12 protein-coding genes and 1 pseudogene are annotated in these 14,061 nt (G+C 70.5%); 6 read left to right on the top strand and 7 right to left on the bottom strand.

Annotation, left to right across the window (positions count from 1 at the left end; all coding sequences use genetic code 11):
• Nucleotide 1: 1 nt before the first annotated feature.
• Genes MFF01_RS02240 through rfbF form a run of 3 tightly spaced genes read right to left on the bottom strand, consistent with a single transcriptional unit; the run spans nt 2 to nt 3,177 of the window.
• Nucleotides 2-1,231 carry a class I SAM-dependent methyltransferase gene (locus tag MFF01_RS02240; protein ID WP_238221641.1) on the bottom strand — a complete coding sequence of 410 codons (1,230 nt, stop codon included), beginning with the start codon at nt 1,229-1,231 and terminating at the stop codon, nt 2-4.
• A gap of 5 nt (nt 1,232-1,236) precedes the next feature.
• Entirely contained in the window at nt 1,237-2,349 is a 1,113-nt protein-coding gene (rfbG, locus tag MFF01_RS02235; protein ID WP_238221475.1) for a CDP-glucose 4,6-dehydratase, read from the bottom strand.
• 60 nt (nt 2,350-2,409) lie between these two features.
• The gene (gene rfbF, locus MFF01_RS02230) at nt 2,410-3,177 is read right to left on the bottom strand and encodes a glucose-1-phosphate cytidylyltransferase (RefSeq protein WP_238221474.1); all 768 of its coding nucleotides are present in this window, start codon (nt 3,175-3,177) and stop codon (nt 2,410-2,412) included.
• Nucleotides 3,178-3,531: 354 nt separating this feature from the next.
• Between rfbF and MFF01_RS02225 the strand changes: the two genes are divergently transcribed.
• Nucleotides 3,532-4,158, top strand: coding sequence for a MarR family winged helix-turn-helix transcriptional regulator (locus MFF01_RS02225; protein WP_238221473.1), 627 nt, complete (start codon nt 3,532-3,534; stop codon nt 4,156-4,158).
• Between the two features lie 116 nt (nt 4,159-4,274).
• On the opposite strand, the gene MFF01_RS02220 is transcribed toward MFF01_RS02225, so the two are convergent.
• On the bottom strand, nt 4,275-5,294 hold the full coding sequence (locus tag MFF01_RS02220) for a gamma carbonic anhydrase family protein (protein ID WP_238221472.1): 1,020 nt from the start codon (nt 5,292-5,294) through the stop codon (nt 4,275-4,277).
• A gap of 201 nt (nt 5,295-5,495) precedes the next feature.
• Between MFF01_RS02220 and MFF01_RS02215 the strand changes: the two genes are divergently transcribed.
• Both MFF01_RS02215 and MFF01_RS02210 read left to right on the top strand, forming a co-directional pair.
• On the top strand, nt 5,496-5,963 hold the full coding sequence (locus tag MFF01_RS02215; protein WP_238221471.1) for a molybdenum cofactor biosynthesis protein MoaE: 468 nt from the start codon (nt 5,496-5,498) through the stop codon (nt 5,961-5,963).
• Nucleotides 5,964-6,050: 87 nt separating this feature from the next.
• On the top strand, nt 6,051-7,223 hold the full coding sequence (locus tag MFF01_RS02210; RefSeq protein WP_238221639.1) for an AI-2E family transporter: 1,173 nt from the start codon (nt 6,051-6,053) through the stop codon (nt 7,221-7,223).
• Nucleotides 7,224-7,226: 3 nt separating this feature from the next.
• Here the strand turns inward: MFF01_RS02210 and MFF01_RS02205 are convergent, their stop codons facing one another.
• Nucleotides 7,227-8,147: a site-specific tyrosine recombinase XerD gene (locus MFF01_RS02205; protein ID WP_283207149.1), complete on the bottom strand. Its 921-nt coding sequence runs from the start codon at nt 8,145-8,147 to the stop codon at nt 7,227-7,229.
• Between the two features lie 14 nt (nt 8,148-8,161).
• Complete coding sequence (locus MFF01_RS02200) at nt 8,162-8,314, bottom strand: hypothetical protein (RefSeq protein ID WP_056089629.1); 153 nt, start codon at nt 8,312-8,314, stop codon at nt 8,162-8,164.
• Nucleotides 8,315-8,594: 280 nt separating this feature from the next.
• Here MFF01_RS02200 and MFF01_RS02195 point away from each other — a divergent pair, with 280 nt between their 5' ends.
• From MFF01_RS02195 to MFF01_RS22100, 3 genes and pseudogenes are all read left to right on the top strand, one after another.
• Complete coding sequence (locus MFF01_RS02195; RefSeq protein WP_238221470.1) at nt 8,595-9,227, top strand: shikimate kinase; 633 nt, start codon at nt 8,595-8,597, stop codon at nt 9,225-9,227.
• A complete protein-coding gene (gene aroB / locus MFF01_RS02190) occupies nt 9,224-10,342 on the top strand; it encodes a 3-dehydroquinate synthase (protein WP_238221469.1) in 1,119 nt (372 codons plus the stop codon). Before MFF01_RS02195 ends, aroB begins: the two co-directional genes overlap by 4 nt.
• 391 nt (nt 10,343-10,733) lie before the next feature.
• Nucleotides 10,734-11,849, top strand: a pseudogene (locus MFF01_RS22100) (GGDEF domain-containing protein); the annotation flags it as partial.
• 51 nt (nt 11,850-11,900) lie between these two features.
• Here the strand turns inward: MFF01_RS22100 and pbpC are convergent.
• Nucleotides 11,901-13,958, bottom strand: a complete 2,058-nt coding sequence (gene pbpC / locus MFF01_RS02180; RefSeq protein ID WP_238221468.1) for a penicillin-binding protein 1C — start codon at nt 13,956-13,958, stop codon at nt 11,901-11,903.
• Nucleotides 13,959-14,061 lie beyond the last annotated feature (103 nt).

Raw genomic sequence — 14,061 nt, 5'->3', positions numbered from 1 at the left:
GTCAGAACACGGTGAGGCGCGGAATCGCGGTGACGAAGCGCCCGCCCCACGCCCGGATGGCGGCCATCTCCCCCGCGATCTCGTTCTTGAGGTTCCAGGGCAGGATCAGAACGTAGTCGGGCCGGAGATCGAGGAGCGCTTGCGGCGAGACCACGGGAATCCGGCTGCCGGGCAGGAGGGTTCCCTGCTTGTGCGGCGAGCGGTCGGCCACCGCCGCCACAAGTTCGGGGCCGATGCCGCAATAGTTGAGGAAGGTGTTGCCCTTGGCCGCCGCACCATAGGCGCAGACCCGGGCGCCCTTCAGGCGCAGCTCCGCCAGGAAGGTGAGGGCCGCGCATTTGATCGCCACCACATCCTCGGCGAAGGCGGCGTAGCCGTCCGCCTCGAACAGGCCCCCGGCGCGCTCGGCCTCGCGGACGCGGTCCACCGCCGAACCGGTCGGGTGGGCGGCGCCGGCATGGCAGAAGAACACCCGCAGGGAGCCGCCATGGGTCGGCAGTTCCTCGACGTCGAACACCCGCAGGCCGTGTTGTTCGAGGATGCCGGACACCACGCCGAGGGACAGATACGAAAAGTGCTCGTGGTAGATGGTGTCGAACTGACGCTCCTCGATCATCCGCAGGAGGTGCGGGAACTCGAAGGTGCCGGCCCCCTCGGGCTTCAGGAGGATGCGAAATCCTTCGACGAAATCATGGATGTCGGGCACGTGGGCGAGAACGTTGTTGGCCGCCGTGAGGTCGGCGGCGTGGCCCTCGGCCACGAGACGGCGGGCGGTCTCAGCGCCGAAGAACGCGACCTCCGTCGGCACGCCGCGCGACACCGCGACCTTGGCCACGTTGGCCGCCGGCTCGACGCCCAGCGCCGGGATGCCGCGCGCGACGGCGTATTGCAGGAGGTAGCCGTCGTTGCTCGCCACCTCCACGACCTTGCTCGCGGGCCCGAGGCCGAAGCGCGCCTGCATGGCGGCGACGTAGGCCTCGGCATGCGCGAGCCAGCCGGCGGAGAAGCCGGAGAAATAGGCGTAATCGGAAAAGATCGCCTCGGGCGTCTCGAAGGCTTCCAGCTGCACGAGGTGGCAGGCGTCGCAGACGAAAGCGTGGAGGGGATGGAACATCTCGCCCCGCCCGGCCCGGTCGGCCGGCACGTAGGCGTTGGCGAGGGGCGACAGGCCGAGATCGGCCACGGTGCGGGAGAGCGGCGCGCCGCAGGCACGGCAGGCGGGTCGGGTCACGGTGCTCACGCTCCCAGGGTTTCGTAGGCGCCGATCTGCGCCAGGGTCAGGTCGAGGGCGGAGGCGCCCTGGGCGTAGGCGCGGTGCCAAGCCGTGGTCCAGGCGAGGGCCGCATCGAGACGCAGGCGCCGGTCCCAGCCGAGGAACGCCCGGGCCTTGGAGGCATCGACCTTGAGGAACGTCGCCTCGTGCGGATGGGTTTTTTCCGACAGGTGCCAGGCGGCGCCGTCGCCCCATTCCCGCGCCAGGGTCTCGACGATGGCGCCGACGGGCCGGCAATCCTCGTCGGCGGGGCCGAAATTCCAGGCTTCGGCGACGGCGGCCCCGTCGTCGTCGCAGAGCGCCTCGGCCAAGCGCAGATAGCCGCTCAAGGGTTCGAGGACGTGCTGCCATGGCCGGGTGGCATGGGGTGCGCGGATCTCGACGGAACGCCCGCCGAGAAACGCCTGAACGATGTCGGGGATGAGCCGGTCCTCGGACCAGTCGCCGCCGCCGATGACGTTGCCGGCCCGGGCCGTGGCCACGCGGCAATCGCGCTCGGCGAGGAACGAGGCGCGGTACGCGCTCGTGACGAGTTCGGCGCAGGCCTTGGAGCTGCTGTAGGGATCGTGTCCGCCGAGGGCCTCGGTCTCGCGGTAGCCGTAGGGCCATTCGCGGTTGGCGTAGGCCTTGTCGCTCGTCACCACCACGACGGCGCGTACGGAGGGGGTGGCACGCACGGCCTCGAGGACGTGGGCGGTGCCCATGACGTTGGTGGCGTAGGTGCCGAGGGGATCGCGGTAGGAGGGGCGCACCAGGGCCTGGGCCGCCATGTGAATGACGATCTCAGGGGCCGTCGCGCCGAAGCAACCGCGCACGGTTTCCAGGGTGCGGATGTCGCCGATGTGCGAATCCATCTGCCCGGAGAGCCCGGCGCCGTCGAACAGGTTCGGATTCGTCTCGGGCGACAGGGCGAGACCGCTCACCCGCGCGCCGAGGCGCCCCAGCCACAAGCTCAGCCATGCCCCCTTGAAGCCCGTATGCCCGGTGACGAGCACCGACCGCCCGGCCCAGAAGGCGGGGTCCGGGTTGCGGGCGCCCGCGCGCAGCGCCGTCGTCGGGGAAATGGGATTCTGCAAGCCGTGGTGTCTCCGGATCGCGCTTCCCTACACCGGGACGGCGCCGGTGTCAGTTCGCGACTACCAGCACTTCCACGGCGCCTGTCCGCCGGCCCAGAGGGCTTCAAGGTGGTTCTTGTCGCGCAGGGTATCCATGGCCTGCCAGAAACCCGTGTGAAGATAGGCCGAGAGCTGGCCTTCATGCGCCAGGCGCTCCAGGGGCTCGGCCTCCCATACGGTGGCGTCGCCGGCGATACGGTCGAGGACACGCGGCGACAGCACGAAGAAGCCGCCGTTGATGGTCGCCCCATCGCCCGCCGGCTTTTCGCGGAAGCTGCGGACGGCGCCGTCGTCGAGTTCGAGGGCGCCGAAGCGGCCCGGCGGCGTCACCGCCGTGAGGGTGGCGAGACGTCCATGGGACTTGTGGAAGGCGGCGAGTGCCGTGAGGTCGACGTCGGCGACGCCGTCGCCGTAGGTCATGAAGAAGTCGTCGTCGCCGAGATAGTCGCGCACCCGCTTGAGGCGCCCACCCGTCATGGTGGTCTCCCCGGTTTCGATGAGGGAGACGCGCCAGTCCTCCGCGGCACTGCGGTGAAAATCGACATGCCCCGCCCCGACGTCGATGGTGACGTCGGACAGGTGCAGGCGGTAGTTCAGGAAGAACTCCTTGATGACGTAGCCCTTGTAGCCGAGGCAGATCACGAACTCGCGCACGCCGTGGGCGGCGAAGATCTGCATGATGTGCCACAGGATCGGGCGCCCGCCGATCTCCAGCATGGGCTTGGGCCGCGTCACCGTCTCTTCCGACAGGCGCGTCCCGAGACCGCCCGCGAGGATCACTGCCTTCATGGTTTCCCGCGTCCGCCGCCCGCCCGTTTGATCGGCCCACGATTAGTCGAGGGGTGAAGGGCCGTCCAGGTGAAGGGGTCCGGGGCAATCATCGGACCCGGGACCACGCGTTTGCGCCCGCCTGTCACATCGGCGTCACGACTCGGCTGGCAGAAGCCGGCTCGAAGATTGCCATGGCGGTGGATGCGCCCGGCTCTCCCGGCGCGGTTCCGCCGTTTGCGCGCTATGATGCGAAGAGGACGTGGGATGCAGGCGGTTGAAGAACGGTCCGGCCTCGAGATGAGCTTGGGTCGTGCGCCGTCCTCCGGCGATCGTCCGCATCCCCTTTCCCTGTCCAAGGGTGACGAGCGGACTATGAGCAAGCCGGACAAGCGCACCCGTCATCCGAACTCCAAGGGCGCCTCGGAGTTCCGCGACGAGCCGGGCTCCAAGAGCATTCACGGCTCCAAGACTGTGCCGGGCTCCAAGAACGTACCGGGCTCTAAGAGCGTCGGCTGGGCCCTCGTGCAGGCGGCCCGCCTCCATCGCTCGCGCGTCGGCGACCGGCTGGCGGCCCTGGACCTGTTCGCAGGGCAGGAGCAGGTGGTCCAGGCCCTGGCGGCCTCCGGGACCATGACCATGGGGGACCTCGCCGCGACCCTTCGGGTCCGCCCGCCGACGGCCTCGAAGACGATCTCGCGCCTGGCCGCCCTCGGCTTCGTCGAGCGCCGGGCGGAAGCCGGCGACGGGCGCATCGTGCGTGTGCGGTTGACCGAGATGGGCCTCGCCAAAGCGGAGGCCATCGAACGGATCGGCGACGATGTCGAAGCCGAGCTTCTCGCCGGCTTCGAAGGCAAAGAGCGGCGCCGCCTGCGCAAGCTCCTGCGCAAGGCCGCCCGCAACCTCGCGGAAATCTCCGGCGCCCTCGGTCACGAAGTCGACGGCGATGCCGAGATCGACGAGGATGAGGCGGAGGCCGACGGGATCGCCCCCACGCTGTGAGCCGGAACGCCGGGCGGCTTAGAGTGCCTCACAAAACTTCCGATCACCGCCGGTTCTCACTCTGGGTGCGGCGGCGCAGCGGAGGTTTTGTGAGAGACACTTAGACGGGGAATGCCCTACGGCATCGCGTCCTGGATCTGGCGATACGCCCGTCCCAGGTCACGGTAACCCTCGGCAACGCGGACCATCATCGTGCGCTTGGCCTCGTCGAGGGGCCCGAGAACCCGGGCGGGCCGCCCGCCCCAGAGGTGCCCCCCCTCCAGAAGCTGGCCCGGACCGGTGGTGGCACCGGCGGCCAGCAGGACGTCGTCGGCCACCACGGTGCCGGGGGCGACGACGCAGCCGATGCCGATGAGGCTGCGCGCGCCGATGCGGCAATCGGCGAGCCGTACGTTGTGGCCGATGGTCGTGTCGCGGCCGATGACCACGCCTTCGGCCTGGCTCCGGATCACCGTGTTGTCCTGGATGTTGGTGTCGGCCCCCACCACGATGGATCCGCCTTCCGCGTGGAGATCGCAGGAGAACAGTACGGTCGCCCCAGCCCCCAGGACGACGCGACCGCGCAGGCGCGCCGTACGGGCGACGAAGACGCTCGCCTCGGTCTCGCCGGTCTCGGTCTCGGGCGGCTGGGGCAGGTCCCCCGAAGCCTCGCGCAGGCGCTCGGCCCGCTCGGCGATTTCCGGCAGGGTAATGGGCCGCAGCGGCTTGGCCGGACTGCCCGCATAGACGAAACCCGCCGCCAGATGGGCGCGGGGGAACACCGTGGCACCGGCCTCGATGAGGATGCCGTCCTCCACCGTGGCCCCGTCGAGGACGATGACGTCGTCCTCAATCACCACGTCGGATCCCACGGTACAGGCATGCACCACGGCGTTGCAGCCCACCGTGACCCGGTCGCCGACACGGGTCGCGTAGGACTGCGTCGCGATGTGGACGGTGGAGCGGTGCCCGAGCCAGAAGCGATCCCCGACGGTCACCGCCTGACCGTCGGCACGAATGACGCTGTCGTCGCCGAGCCAGGCCTGGGCCCCGAGGGTCGCGGCGCCGATCACCGTGCTGCCGCGTCCGCACCAGACCGGACGGGCGGAGAAGACCGGCAGAACGCCGTCGTGGGGCAGGATCAGGTCGGGGGTCACGCGGGCGGTCTCCTTCGAGGCCCGGTGGCGCGGACCGGGGCGAGGGACATATAGGATCTCAGGAGCCGCACGGACATGCGCGGCCCCGAAGCGATGCTCACGGCGCGGGTCCGCGTCGTGGGGATTGTCAGCAATGTCCCGTCGCCGCGCCGGGCTCAAGCGCAATCGGCACGCCGACCAACCCCGCTGCAGTGAGACGCCATGACCGCCCCCCTCGCCGAGGTCAGCATCCAGGCCGAACCGTTCGACGTGGCGGGAGAGCTCGCGGCCCTGACCCGCGACCTCCAGGGCCGGGCCGGCGCCATCGTGACCTTCACCGGCCTGTGCCGCGACGAGGGCGGACGTCTCACGGCCCTCGAACTCGAGCATTATCCCGGCATGGCCGAAGCTGAGATCGGCCGGGTCGTGGAGGCCGCCCGGGGCCGCTGGCCGCTCCAGGGGGTTCGGGTGATCCACCGCCACGGTCTCGTGGCGCCGGGCGACGGGATCGTCCTCGTGCTGGCGGCCTCCGCCCATCGGGTCGCGGCCTTCGAGGCGGCGAGCTTCCTCATGGACTATCTCAAGACGCAGGCGCCGTTCTGGAAGCGCGAGCACCTCGCGGACGGAACGATCGGCGGCTGGGTGGAAGCGACACAGGCGGACGACGACGCCGCCGCGCGTTGGACCTGAGCGCATCCACAGGCGAAGGGCCCATCCGTCCTTGTGCCGACGGGCGCCCCATGCGCCCCGTGGCGCCCCATCCGAGGAGTGCACCCGATTTCCATACCCGGCACCAAGCCCGTCCCCCAAGCGGTTCCCCAAGGGCCCGCCGGCCCGCAGCCGAAGGGCTGGTCCCTCGCAGCCTCGGGCATCGCCATCGTTGCCTTCACGGCCTTCCTGGCTCTGGCCTGGAGCGCGGTCTCGACCCTGCTTCTCGTCTTCGCCGGCATTCTGCTCGGCGTCTTCCTCGACGGGCTGACCCAGCTTCTCGGCAAGGTCATGCCCGCCGGACGCGGCCTGCGCCTCAGCCTCGTCAGCCTTGCCCTGGCGGGCTTCAGCCTGTCGGTGATCGCCTTCGGCGGCGCCACGGTGATGCAGCAGGGCCGCGACCTCGGGCAGACGGTCGCCTCTCAGGCTAACACCGTGCGGGACCGCCTCAAGGATTACGGCATCGACGTCCCGGGCCTCACCGCTCCGGCCAAGACCGACAGCCCGAACAAGGATGCCTCGGACGCGAAGCAGCAGAAGTCCGGCGGCCTCGCCGGCCTCGCGTCGAATGCCATGGAAAGTCCGGGCTCGATCCTGTCGGATGCGGGCAGTGTCCTCGGTCCGGCGGCAAGCGTGGTCATCGCTCTGTTCAGCGCCCTCGGCAATGTCCTCGTCATCGTGTTTCTCGGCCTGTCCTGCGCGGCCGATCCGGGGAGCTACCGCGACGGCGCCGTGCGCTTCGTACCGCCCCGCCACCGGGCGCGGGCGCGGGCCCTTCTCGACGGGATGGGAGAGACCCTTCGACACTGGCTGTTCGGCCAGCTCATCACCATGGCGGTGATCTTCCTGTGCACCTGGGCGGGCCTGAGCATCCTCGGCATCGGCGGGGCGCTGATCCTCGGCATCCAGGCAGGGCTTCTCGCCTTCATCCCCACCATCGGCCCGCTCATCGCCGGCCTCGTCATCGTGCTCGCGGCTTTGGCCTCGGGCCTCACGGCCGTGCTCGGCGCCATGGGGGTCTATCTCGCCGTCCAGACCCTCGAGAGCTACGGCCTGACGCCGTACATCCAGAAGCGGGCCCTCGACATCCCGCCCGCCACCATCTTCGCCGGCCAGCTCGTGCTCGGCGTGCTGTTCGGCCTGTGGGGCATCGCGCTCGCCCTGCCGCTCCTGGCGGTGATCAAGGTGCTGCTCGCCCAGCTCTACATCGAGGACACCCTGCAGGAGGATGCGCGGGCCTGAACCTCAGTCCGCGTCCTCGGCGTCGGACAGGGGATGGAGGTCGCGCACCATCCCCTTCAGGCGGTCGTCGAGGACGTGGGTGTAGATCTGCGTCGTGGCGATGTCGGCATGGCCCAGGAGTTCCTGCACGATGCGCAGGTCCGCGCCGTTCTGCAGCAGGTGGCTGGCGAAGGCGTGGCGTAGGACGTGTGGGCTCACCCGGTCGGGGCGAAGGCCGGCGGCGGCGGCGACATCCTTGAGATCGCGGGCGAAGGATTGCCGCGTGAGGTGGCCGCTCTCGCTGTCGGCGGGAAACAGCCAGGGCCCGTCGACGGGTAGGCGGGCGAGGTGATCGCGCATGGCGCCGCGTGCCATCTCGGTGAGCGGAACCAGGCGCTCGCGTCCACCCTTGCCCTTGACCACGAGGTAGCGCTCCCGCGTCGAGCCCGCCGCCCGCGGCAGGGCGATGAGCTCGGAGACGCGCAGGCCCGTGGCGTACAGGAGTTCGATGAGGCAGAGCATCCGCCGGCTCCGCCCGGTGCCGTCCGCCTCGGCCTGCCGCCGGGCGGTGGCGAGTAGGGTGTCGACTTCGGCGACCGACAGCACCTTGGGCAGCACGCGCCCCTTGCGCGGCGCGGCGACGGGCGCGCTCGGATCGCCCTCGGAAAACCCCTCCGCGTATAGGAACCGGTGGAACCCCCGGATGCAGGACAGGCGCCGGGCGGCGGAGGATGCCGACAGACCGCGCGTCTCCAGCTCGGCCATGTAGGCCCGCACGGGGCCGGCCTCGAGGGTAAGGGGATCGTGTCCGGCCCGCGTCAGAACGCCGAGGTAATCGGCGAGATCGCGGCGATAGGCGCTGAGCGTGTTGGCGGCCGCCCCGCGCTCGGCCGCGAGCATGTCGAGGTAGCCCTGAATCAGCCCGTCGCCGGACGGGATGTCCACGGCCGGTGCCGCGCTCACCGGCCCGGCGGCTGAAGCTTGGAGGCGGGAATCGTCACGCTCATCTCGCGCGGTGTCGGCACCACCAGGGTCGCCAGGGCGAAGAGCCCCGCGAAGGCGAGCCCGCCCAGAATCGCGAGGGTGGCGAGGAAACGGAACAGGGTCGGCACTCGGACGAACCTCGATCGCGGGACTAGGCGTGTTCTCTCGCGACGAACCGGCATCCATTTCGCCGGAGAACACTTCAGGGCACGGTGGCAGCGGATGGGGTTCGTCGCTTGCACCATGTGGGGCGCGCCGTGGCAATGACTTCGCGGCCACAGGGACAGCGCAAGCAACGGGCCGGAACCGCGGACCGGGGCAATCGGGTTTTCCAAGCGTCCGGTGCAGGCACCGCTTCGCCCGATCTGCAAAACGCGCTAAGACCCGCGCAACGATGTGAAGAAGCCGATGACCGAAGCCGAGCCTCAGGGCACCCCGCCCCCTGGCGACCCCATCGAACTGCGCCTGCGCCGTGCCCTGGGCGACCGCTCCATCGTGCTCGTCGGCCTGATGGGGGCCGGCAAGAGCACGGTCGGCCGTCGCCTGGCCTCGCGCCTCGGCCTGATGTTCCGCGACGCCGATATCGAGATCGAGACGGCGGCCAAGCTGACGATCCCGGACATCTTCGCGATCTACGGCGAGCCGAGTTTTCGCGATGGCGAGGAGCGGGTGATCGCCCGGCTCATGCGCGAGGGCCCCCTCGTGCTCGCCACGGGCGGCGGCGCCTTCATGCGCGCGAGCACGCGGGAGCGGATCGCGGAGCGCGGCGTCTCGGTGTGGCTCAAGGCCGAACTCGACGTGCTCATGCGCCGGGTGCGCAAGCGCGGGGGCCGCCCCCTTCTCCAGACCGACGATCCGGAGGAGACCCTGCGCGGATTGATGGAACTGCGGCATCCGGTCTACGCCACCGCCGACGTGGTGGTGCTGTCGCGCGATGTCGCCCACGACCGTGTGGTGCAGGACGTGATGGAAGCCCTCGACGCCCACCTCAACGGCCCCGTCTCCCCTCGCCTCGACTCTCAGGGAATCGCAGCCCAGTGACCGACCGCCTGACGGTGGACGTGCCCCTCGACCAGGGGCGCGCCTACAGCATTCTCATCGGCCGTGGCCTCTTCGACGAAGCCGGCTCGCGCATCGCGGCCCTGGGCGCGCGGGCGGCCGTGATCGTCACCGATGCCAACGTCGCCGCCCTCTATGCGGACCGGTTGCGAGGGAGCCTGGAGGCGGCGGGCCTGCGCTCCGGCCTCGTCACCGTGGCTCCGGGCGAAGCCTCGAAGAGTTACGCGACCTACGCCGAAGTCTGCGACGGCCTCCTCGCCCACCGGGTCGAGCGCGGCGATATCGTCGTGGCCCTCGGCGGCGGTGTCGTCGGCGATCTGGCGGGGTTCGCCGCCGCCACCCTCCGGCGCGGCGTGCGCTTCGTCCAGGCGCCGACATCGCTCCTGGCCCAGGTCGATTCTTCCGTCGGCGGCAAGACCGGCATCAACTCGCCGCTCGGCAAGAACCTCATCGGCGCGTTTCACCAGCCGCGCCTAGTGCTGGCCGATACCGGCACCCTCGACACCCTGTCGGAGCGGGAGATGCGCGCCGGCTACGCCGAGGTCGCCAAGTACGGCCTCATCGGCGACGCGGCGTTCTTCGATTGGTGCGAGGCCCATTGGGCCGGCATCTTCTCCGGTGGCCCCGAGCGCGACGAGGCCGTGGCGATCTGCTGTCGGTCCAAGGCCGGCGTCGTGGTGCGCGACGAGCGCGAGGACGGCGAGCGCGCCCTGCTCAACCTCGGCCATACCTTCGGCCATGCCCTGGAACGCCTCACGGGTTACGAGTCCGAGCGCCTCGTTCACGGCGAGGGCGTCGCCATCGGCCTCGCCCTCGCCTTCCGGTTCTCCGCCCGCCTCGGCCTGTGCCCGGGCCAGGATGCGGGGCGGGTCGCCAACCACCTCGCCCTGGCCGGCCTGCCCACAACCCTCGGGGCGGTCCCGGGTGGCTGCGGCGACGCCGACGCGCTCCTCGACGCCATGGCCCAGGACAAGAAGGTCCGCGACGGGGCACTGACCTTTATCCTCGCCCGCGGCATCGGTCAGAGCTTCATCGCCCCGGGCATCGACGCGGCCGAGGTGCGAGCCTTCCTGACCGACGAACTGCGCGCCGGTTGATCCGTCGATGACGATCCGGCGCCGTCCCCATGCCGCGATCCGCTTCGGAAGGATGACTGCGGGGCGGCCTCCATGCAGCATCGGGTCCCCCAGAACTCGGCTGGGAATTGCATTCGGCGCCCCGATACCGCCCCACGATGTAAATGAGCAGTGTTCGCACGACCGATTTGCGATGTCCCTCCACTCGAACAGCAATCGGTCTTAATCTTTTGCTTCCTGGTCGTGGGTTAAGAATGCCCTGCGGACGCTGCAATCATCGCCGGCACCCGTTCTGAGGACGGCGACGCACCGGGAGATTCGCGAAAACCACTGCCCCTGCTTCGCAAATGCGTGATTAAGGCCGAACGCGCATGGAAGGGCGACTGGTGACCTCGCGGCCTGGAACGGATCCATGCGGCTCGACGCTCCGACTCTGCTCTTGGTCACGGTGATTCTGACCTTCCTGGTTGGGATCCTGTTCCTTCTATCGTGGAGTCAGGCCCGGCAGATGCGGGCCCTGGCGATCTGGGGCATCGCCCATCTCGGCGGCAGCGTCGGCTCGGCCCTCCTGGCGCTGCGCGGCGCCATCCCGGACCTGCTCTCCATCGCCCTCGCCAACGTCCTGATCATTGGCGGCTACGGGCTGATCTGGATGGGCACCCGCGCCTTCGAAGGGCGGAGCCTGCATCCGTGGACGGTCGTGGCCGGCATCGGCCTCTGGTGCGGCGCGTGCCTGATCCCGGACTTCTATGCCTCCATGGCTGCCCGCATCGTCCTGGCTTCGACCTTGGCGGGTGGCTTCTGCTTCGCCACGGCGGCGCTGATCTGGCGGGGGCGAACCGAACCCCTGGTGTCCCGCTATCCGGCCGTGATCCTCCTTTTGGTCTACGCGCTGATCTACGCCGTGCGTATTCCCGTTGCGATCCTGGACCGCTCCCAGATCGTCGGTGGCGCTCTCCTGCCCACGCCCACCCTCGCCATTCTGGCTTGCCTCGGCATGCTGATGACCGTGGCCCTCGCCTTCGTCCTGATGGCCTTGACCAAGGAGCGGGCCGAACACCTCCAGCGCAGGGCCGCCGCCCTGGATCCACTCACGGGCATCGCCAACCGGCGGGCCTTCGTGGCCGAAGCCGAGGCGGCCCTGAACCTGCGGCCCCCGAACGCGGCGCTGCTGCTGTTCGATCTCGATCATTTCAAGCGCATCAACGACTCCTACGGTCATGCCGTCGGCGACGGTGTCCTGGTCGGATTCTGTCACGCGGCCGGTGCCCTGATGCCGCCGGGAACGATCTTCGGCCGCATGGGCGGGGAGGAGTTCGCCTGCCTGTTCACGGACCTCGCGGATGCGCCTGCCCGGGCCGACATGATCCGCCGGGCCATCGCCTGCCTCACCGTTCCGGCGTGGCCCAAGCTGAACGTCAGCGTCAGCATCGGTCTCGCGACGACGCGAGCCTGCGGGCACGACCTCGACGATCTCATGAGGGCGGCCGACGTGGCCCTCTACGCCGCCAAGCGGAACGGCCGGAACCGGGTGGACTGCGCCCACCCCGCCTCGAAGGCAGCGCGCTACGACGCGGCCCTATTCGATGCGGACCATCACGGAGTCGGAAGCCCCGGCGGCATCCATCACCGAGATCCGGGCGAAGCCGGCCCCCTCGGGGCTCCATACCGACTGACGCCGGGAGCCGACCGTCACGGGCAGGCCATCGACCATCCAGGTCAGGGGTGGAACGCCGCCGATGGCCTTGAGGGCGAGCCGGCCCTCAGGCGCGTCGCCCGCTAGGGCGGGCTCCGCGAAACCGAGGTCGATCCGGGCGCCATCGGGTGGGTAGGCTATCTTGAGCGTCGCGGTGAGGCTCATCGAGACGGTTCTGGGAACGTCGCTGCGCAGGTGCCGCAGGGGCGGCGGCAGGCCGGTGGTGCTGGCCACCAGGGCCTCGGACGGGCGCGGCATCGCCTCGGGCTCCCCGCCGAAGCGGGCGAAGGCGTCGAACAGGATCGGGGCGGCCACCACTCTGCCGACGAGGCCCGGAACGGCGTTGCCGTCCGGACGCCCGACCCAGACCGCGAGGGTGACGCGGCGGTCGAACCCGACGGCCCAGGCATCGCGGTAGCCGTAGGACGTGCCGGTCTTGTAGGCGATGCGGCCCGCCAGGGCGTTCTCGGGCGGCGGCGCGCCGCGCAGGATGTCGGCGACGTACCAGGCCGCCACGGGCTCGGCGATCCGGAGGTCGAACGCCGCGACGGGGACCCTGTCCTGGCGGCGCACGAGGGGCGGCACCAGCCCGCCCCGCGCCAGTCCCGAGAACAGCCGCGCAAGGTCGGTGAGGGTGATGCCGAGCCCCCCGAGGGCCACGGGCAGGCCGGGGGCGGTGTCGCGCGGCAGGTCGATGCGCGCCCCCGCCTCCCGCAGGCGGGCGATGAAGCGGGCGGCGCCGACCGCTTGGAGCAGTTCCACCGCCGGAACGTTGAGGGAGAGTTGCAGGGCGCGCCGGGCCGTCACCGTGCCCTGGTAGCCGAGGTCGAAATTCTCGGGCGCGTAGGCGCCGGGAAAGCGCACGGGCCGATCGTCGAGCTGGGTTTCGGGATGGGCGATCCCCTGCTCGAAGGCCAGGGCGTAGATGAATGGCTTCAGGGCCGAGCCGGGCGAGCGGATGGCGCCCGTCATGTCGATGGCCCCGAGGCGGCTCGCATCGCCGTGGCCGGGGCTGCCGACCTGCGCGACGACCGCGCCCGTGCGGTTGTCGAGGGCCAGGATCGCCACGGAGAGGTTCGGCCCCAGGGCAGCGGCGCGCTCGGTGGCGAGAGCCTCGAGGCTCGCTTGCAGGCGCCCGTCGAGGGTGAGGCGGATGCTTTGCGTGGTGGGATCGGCCGCTACTGCGGCTTCCGCCGCGTGCGCGGCGAGCATGGGGAACGGTTTTCGCCCGTGCGGCACCGGCTCGGCCTTGGCCGCCCGCGCCTCGGCGGGCGTGATGATCCCTCGCGCGGCGACGCGGTCGAGGACCCGGTCGCGGGCACGGCGAGCGGCTTCGGGGAACCGGTCGGGCCGGCGCGCCTCCGGAGCCTGCGGCAGCGCCACGAGGAGCGCCGCCTCGGCGAAGGACAGGCGCGCCGGATCACGGCCGAAATAGGCCAGACTCGCCGCGCGCAGGCCCTCCACCGGACCGCCATAGGGCGCGAGGGCAAGGTAGAGGTCGAGCACCCCCGCCTTGCCGAGGCGGCGTTCCAGCTCGACCGCGCGCACGCCCTGACGCAGCTTGGCATTCAGCGAGCGCGCGGCGCGCGGTTCGACGAGGCGGGCCACCTGCATCGACAGGGTCGAGCCCCCCGAGACGATGCGGCCGTGCCGCAGCCATTGCCCGGCAGCACGCAGGATCGCCACGGGGTCGATACCCGGATGCCTGGCGAAGCGCCGGTCCTCGTAGGCCGTCAGCATGGCGAGCAAGCGCGGATCGACCTGCCCTGCGGTAAGCGGCAGGCGCCAGCGCCCATCCACGGTGGCGAACGGGCGGAGCAGGCCGCCGTCACGGTCGAGCACCACGGTGGAGCGCAGGTTCGCTTGCGTGAGATCGAGGGGCGGGAGGGTGGCGACGAAGCGCCAGAGGGCGAGGAGACAGGCGAATCCGGTGACGAGCACGAAGGCAACGACGATCGTACCGATCGATCGCCAGACCCGCGACGAGCTCCCTCTCCTGGAAGGAGAGGGTTGGGGTGAGGTGTGTGACCATTTCAGAGATGTC

The sequence above is a fragment of the Methylobacterium adhaesivum genome (genome assembly GCF_022179065.1).
In the GTDB taxonomy this organism is placed as follows: Bacteria; Pseudomonadota; Alphaproteobacteria; order Rhizobiales; family Beijerinckiaceae; genus Methylobacterium; species Methylobacterium adhaesivum.
Note: the sequence above shows the minus strand (reverse complement) of the source record. Positions and strands in the feature narration are given on the sequence as shown.

Excerpts from the sequence above, each read along its gene's own strand:
- MFF01_RS02215 (WP_238221471.1), top strand. The coding sequence starts at position 5,496 with ATGACCGCCCCCCTCGCCGAGGTCAGCATCCAGGCCGAACCGTTCGAC.
- MFF01_RS02225 (WP_238221473.1), top strand. The coding sequence starts at position 3,532 with ATGAGCAAGCCGGACAAGCGCACCCGTCATCCGAACTCCAAGGGCGCC.
- MFF01_RS02195 (WP_238221470.1), top strand. The coding sequence starts at position 8,595 with ATGACCGAAGCCGAGCCTCAGGGCACCCCGCCCCCTGGCGACCCCATC.
- rfbF (WP_238221474.1), bottom strand. The coding sequence starts at position 3,177 with ATGAAGGCAGTGATCCTCGCGGGCGGTCTCGGGACGCGCCTGTCGGAA.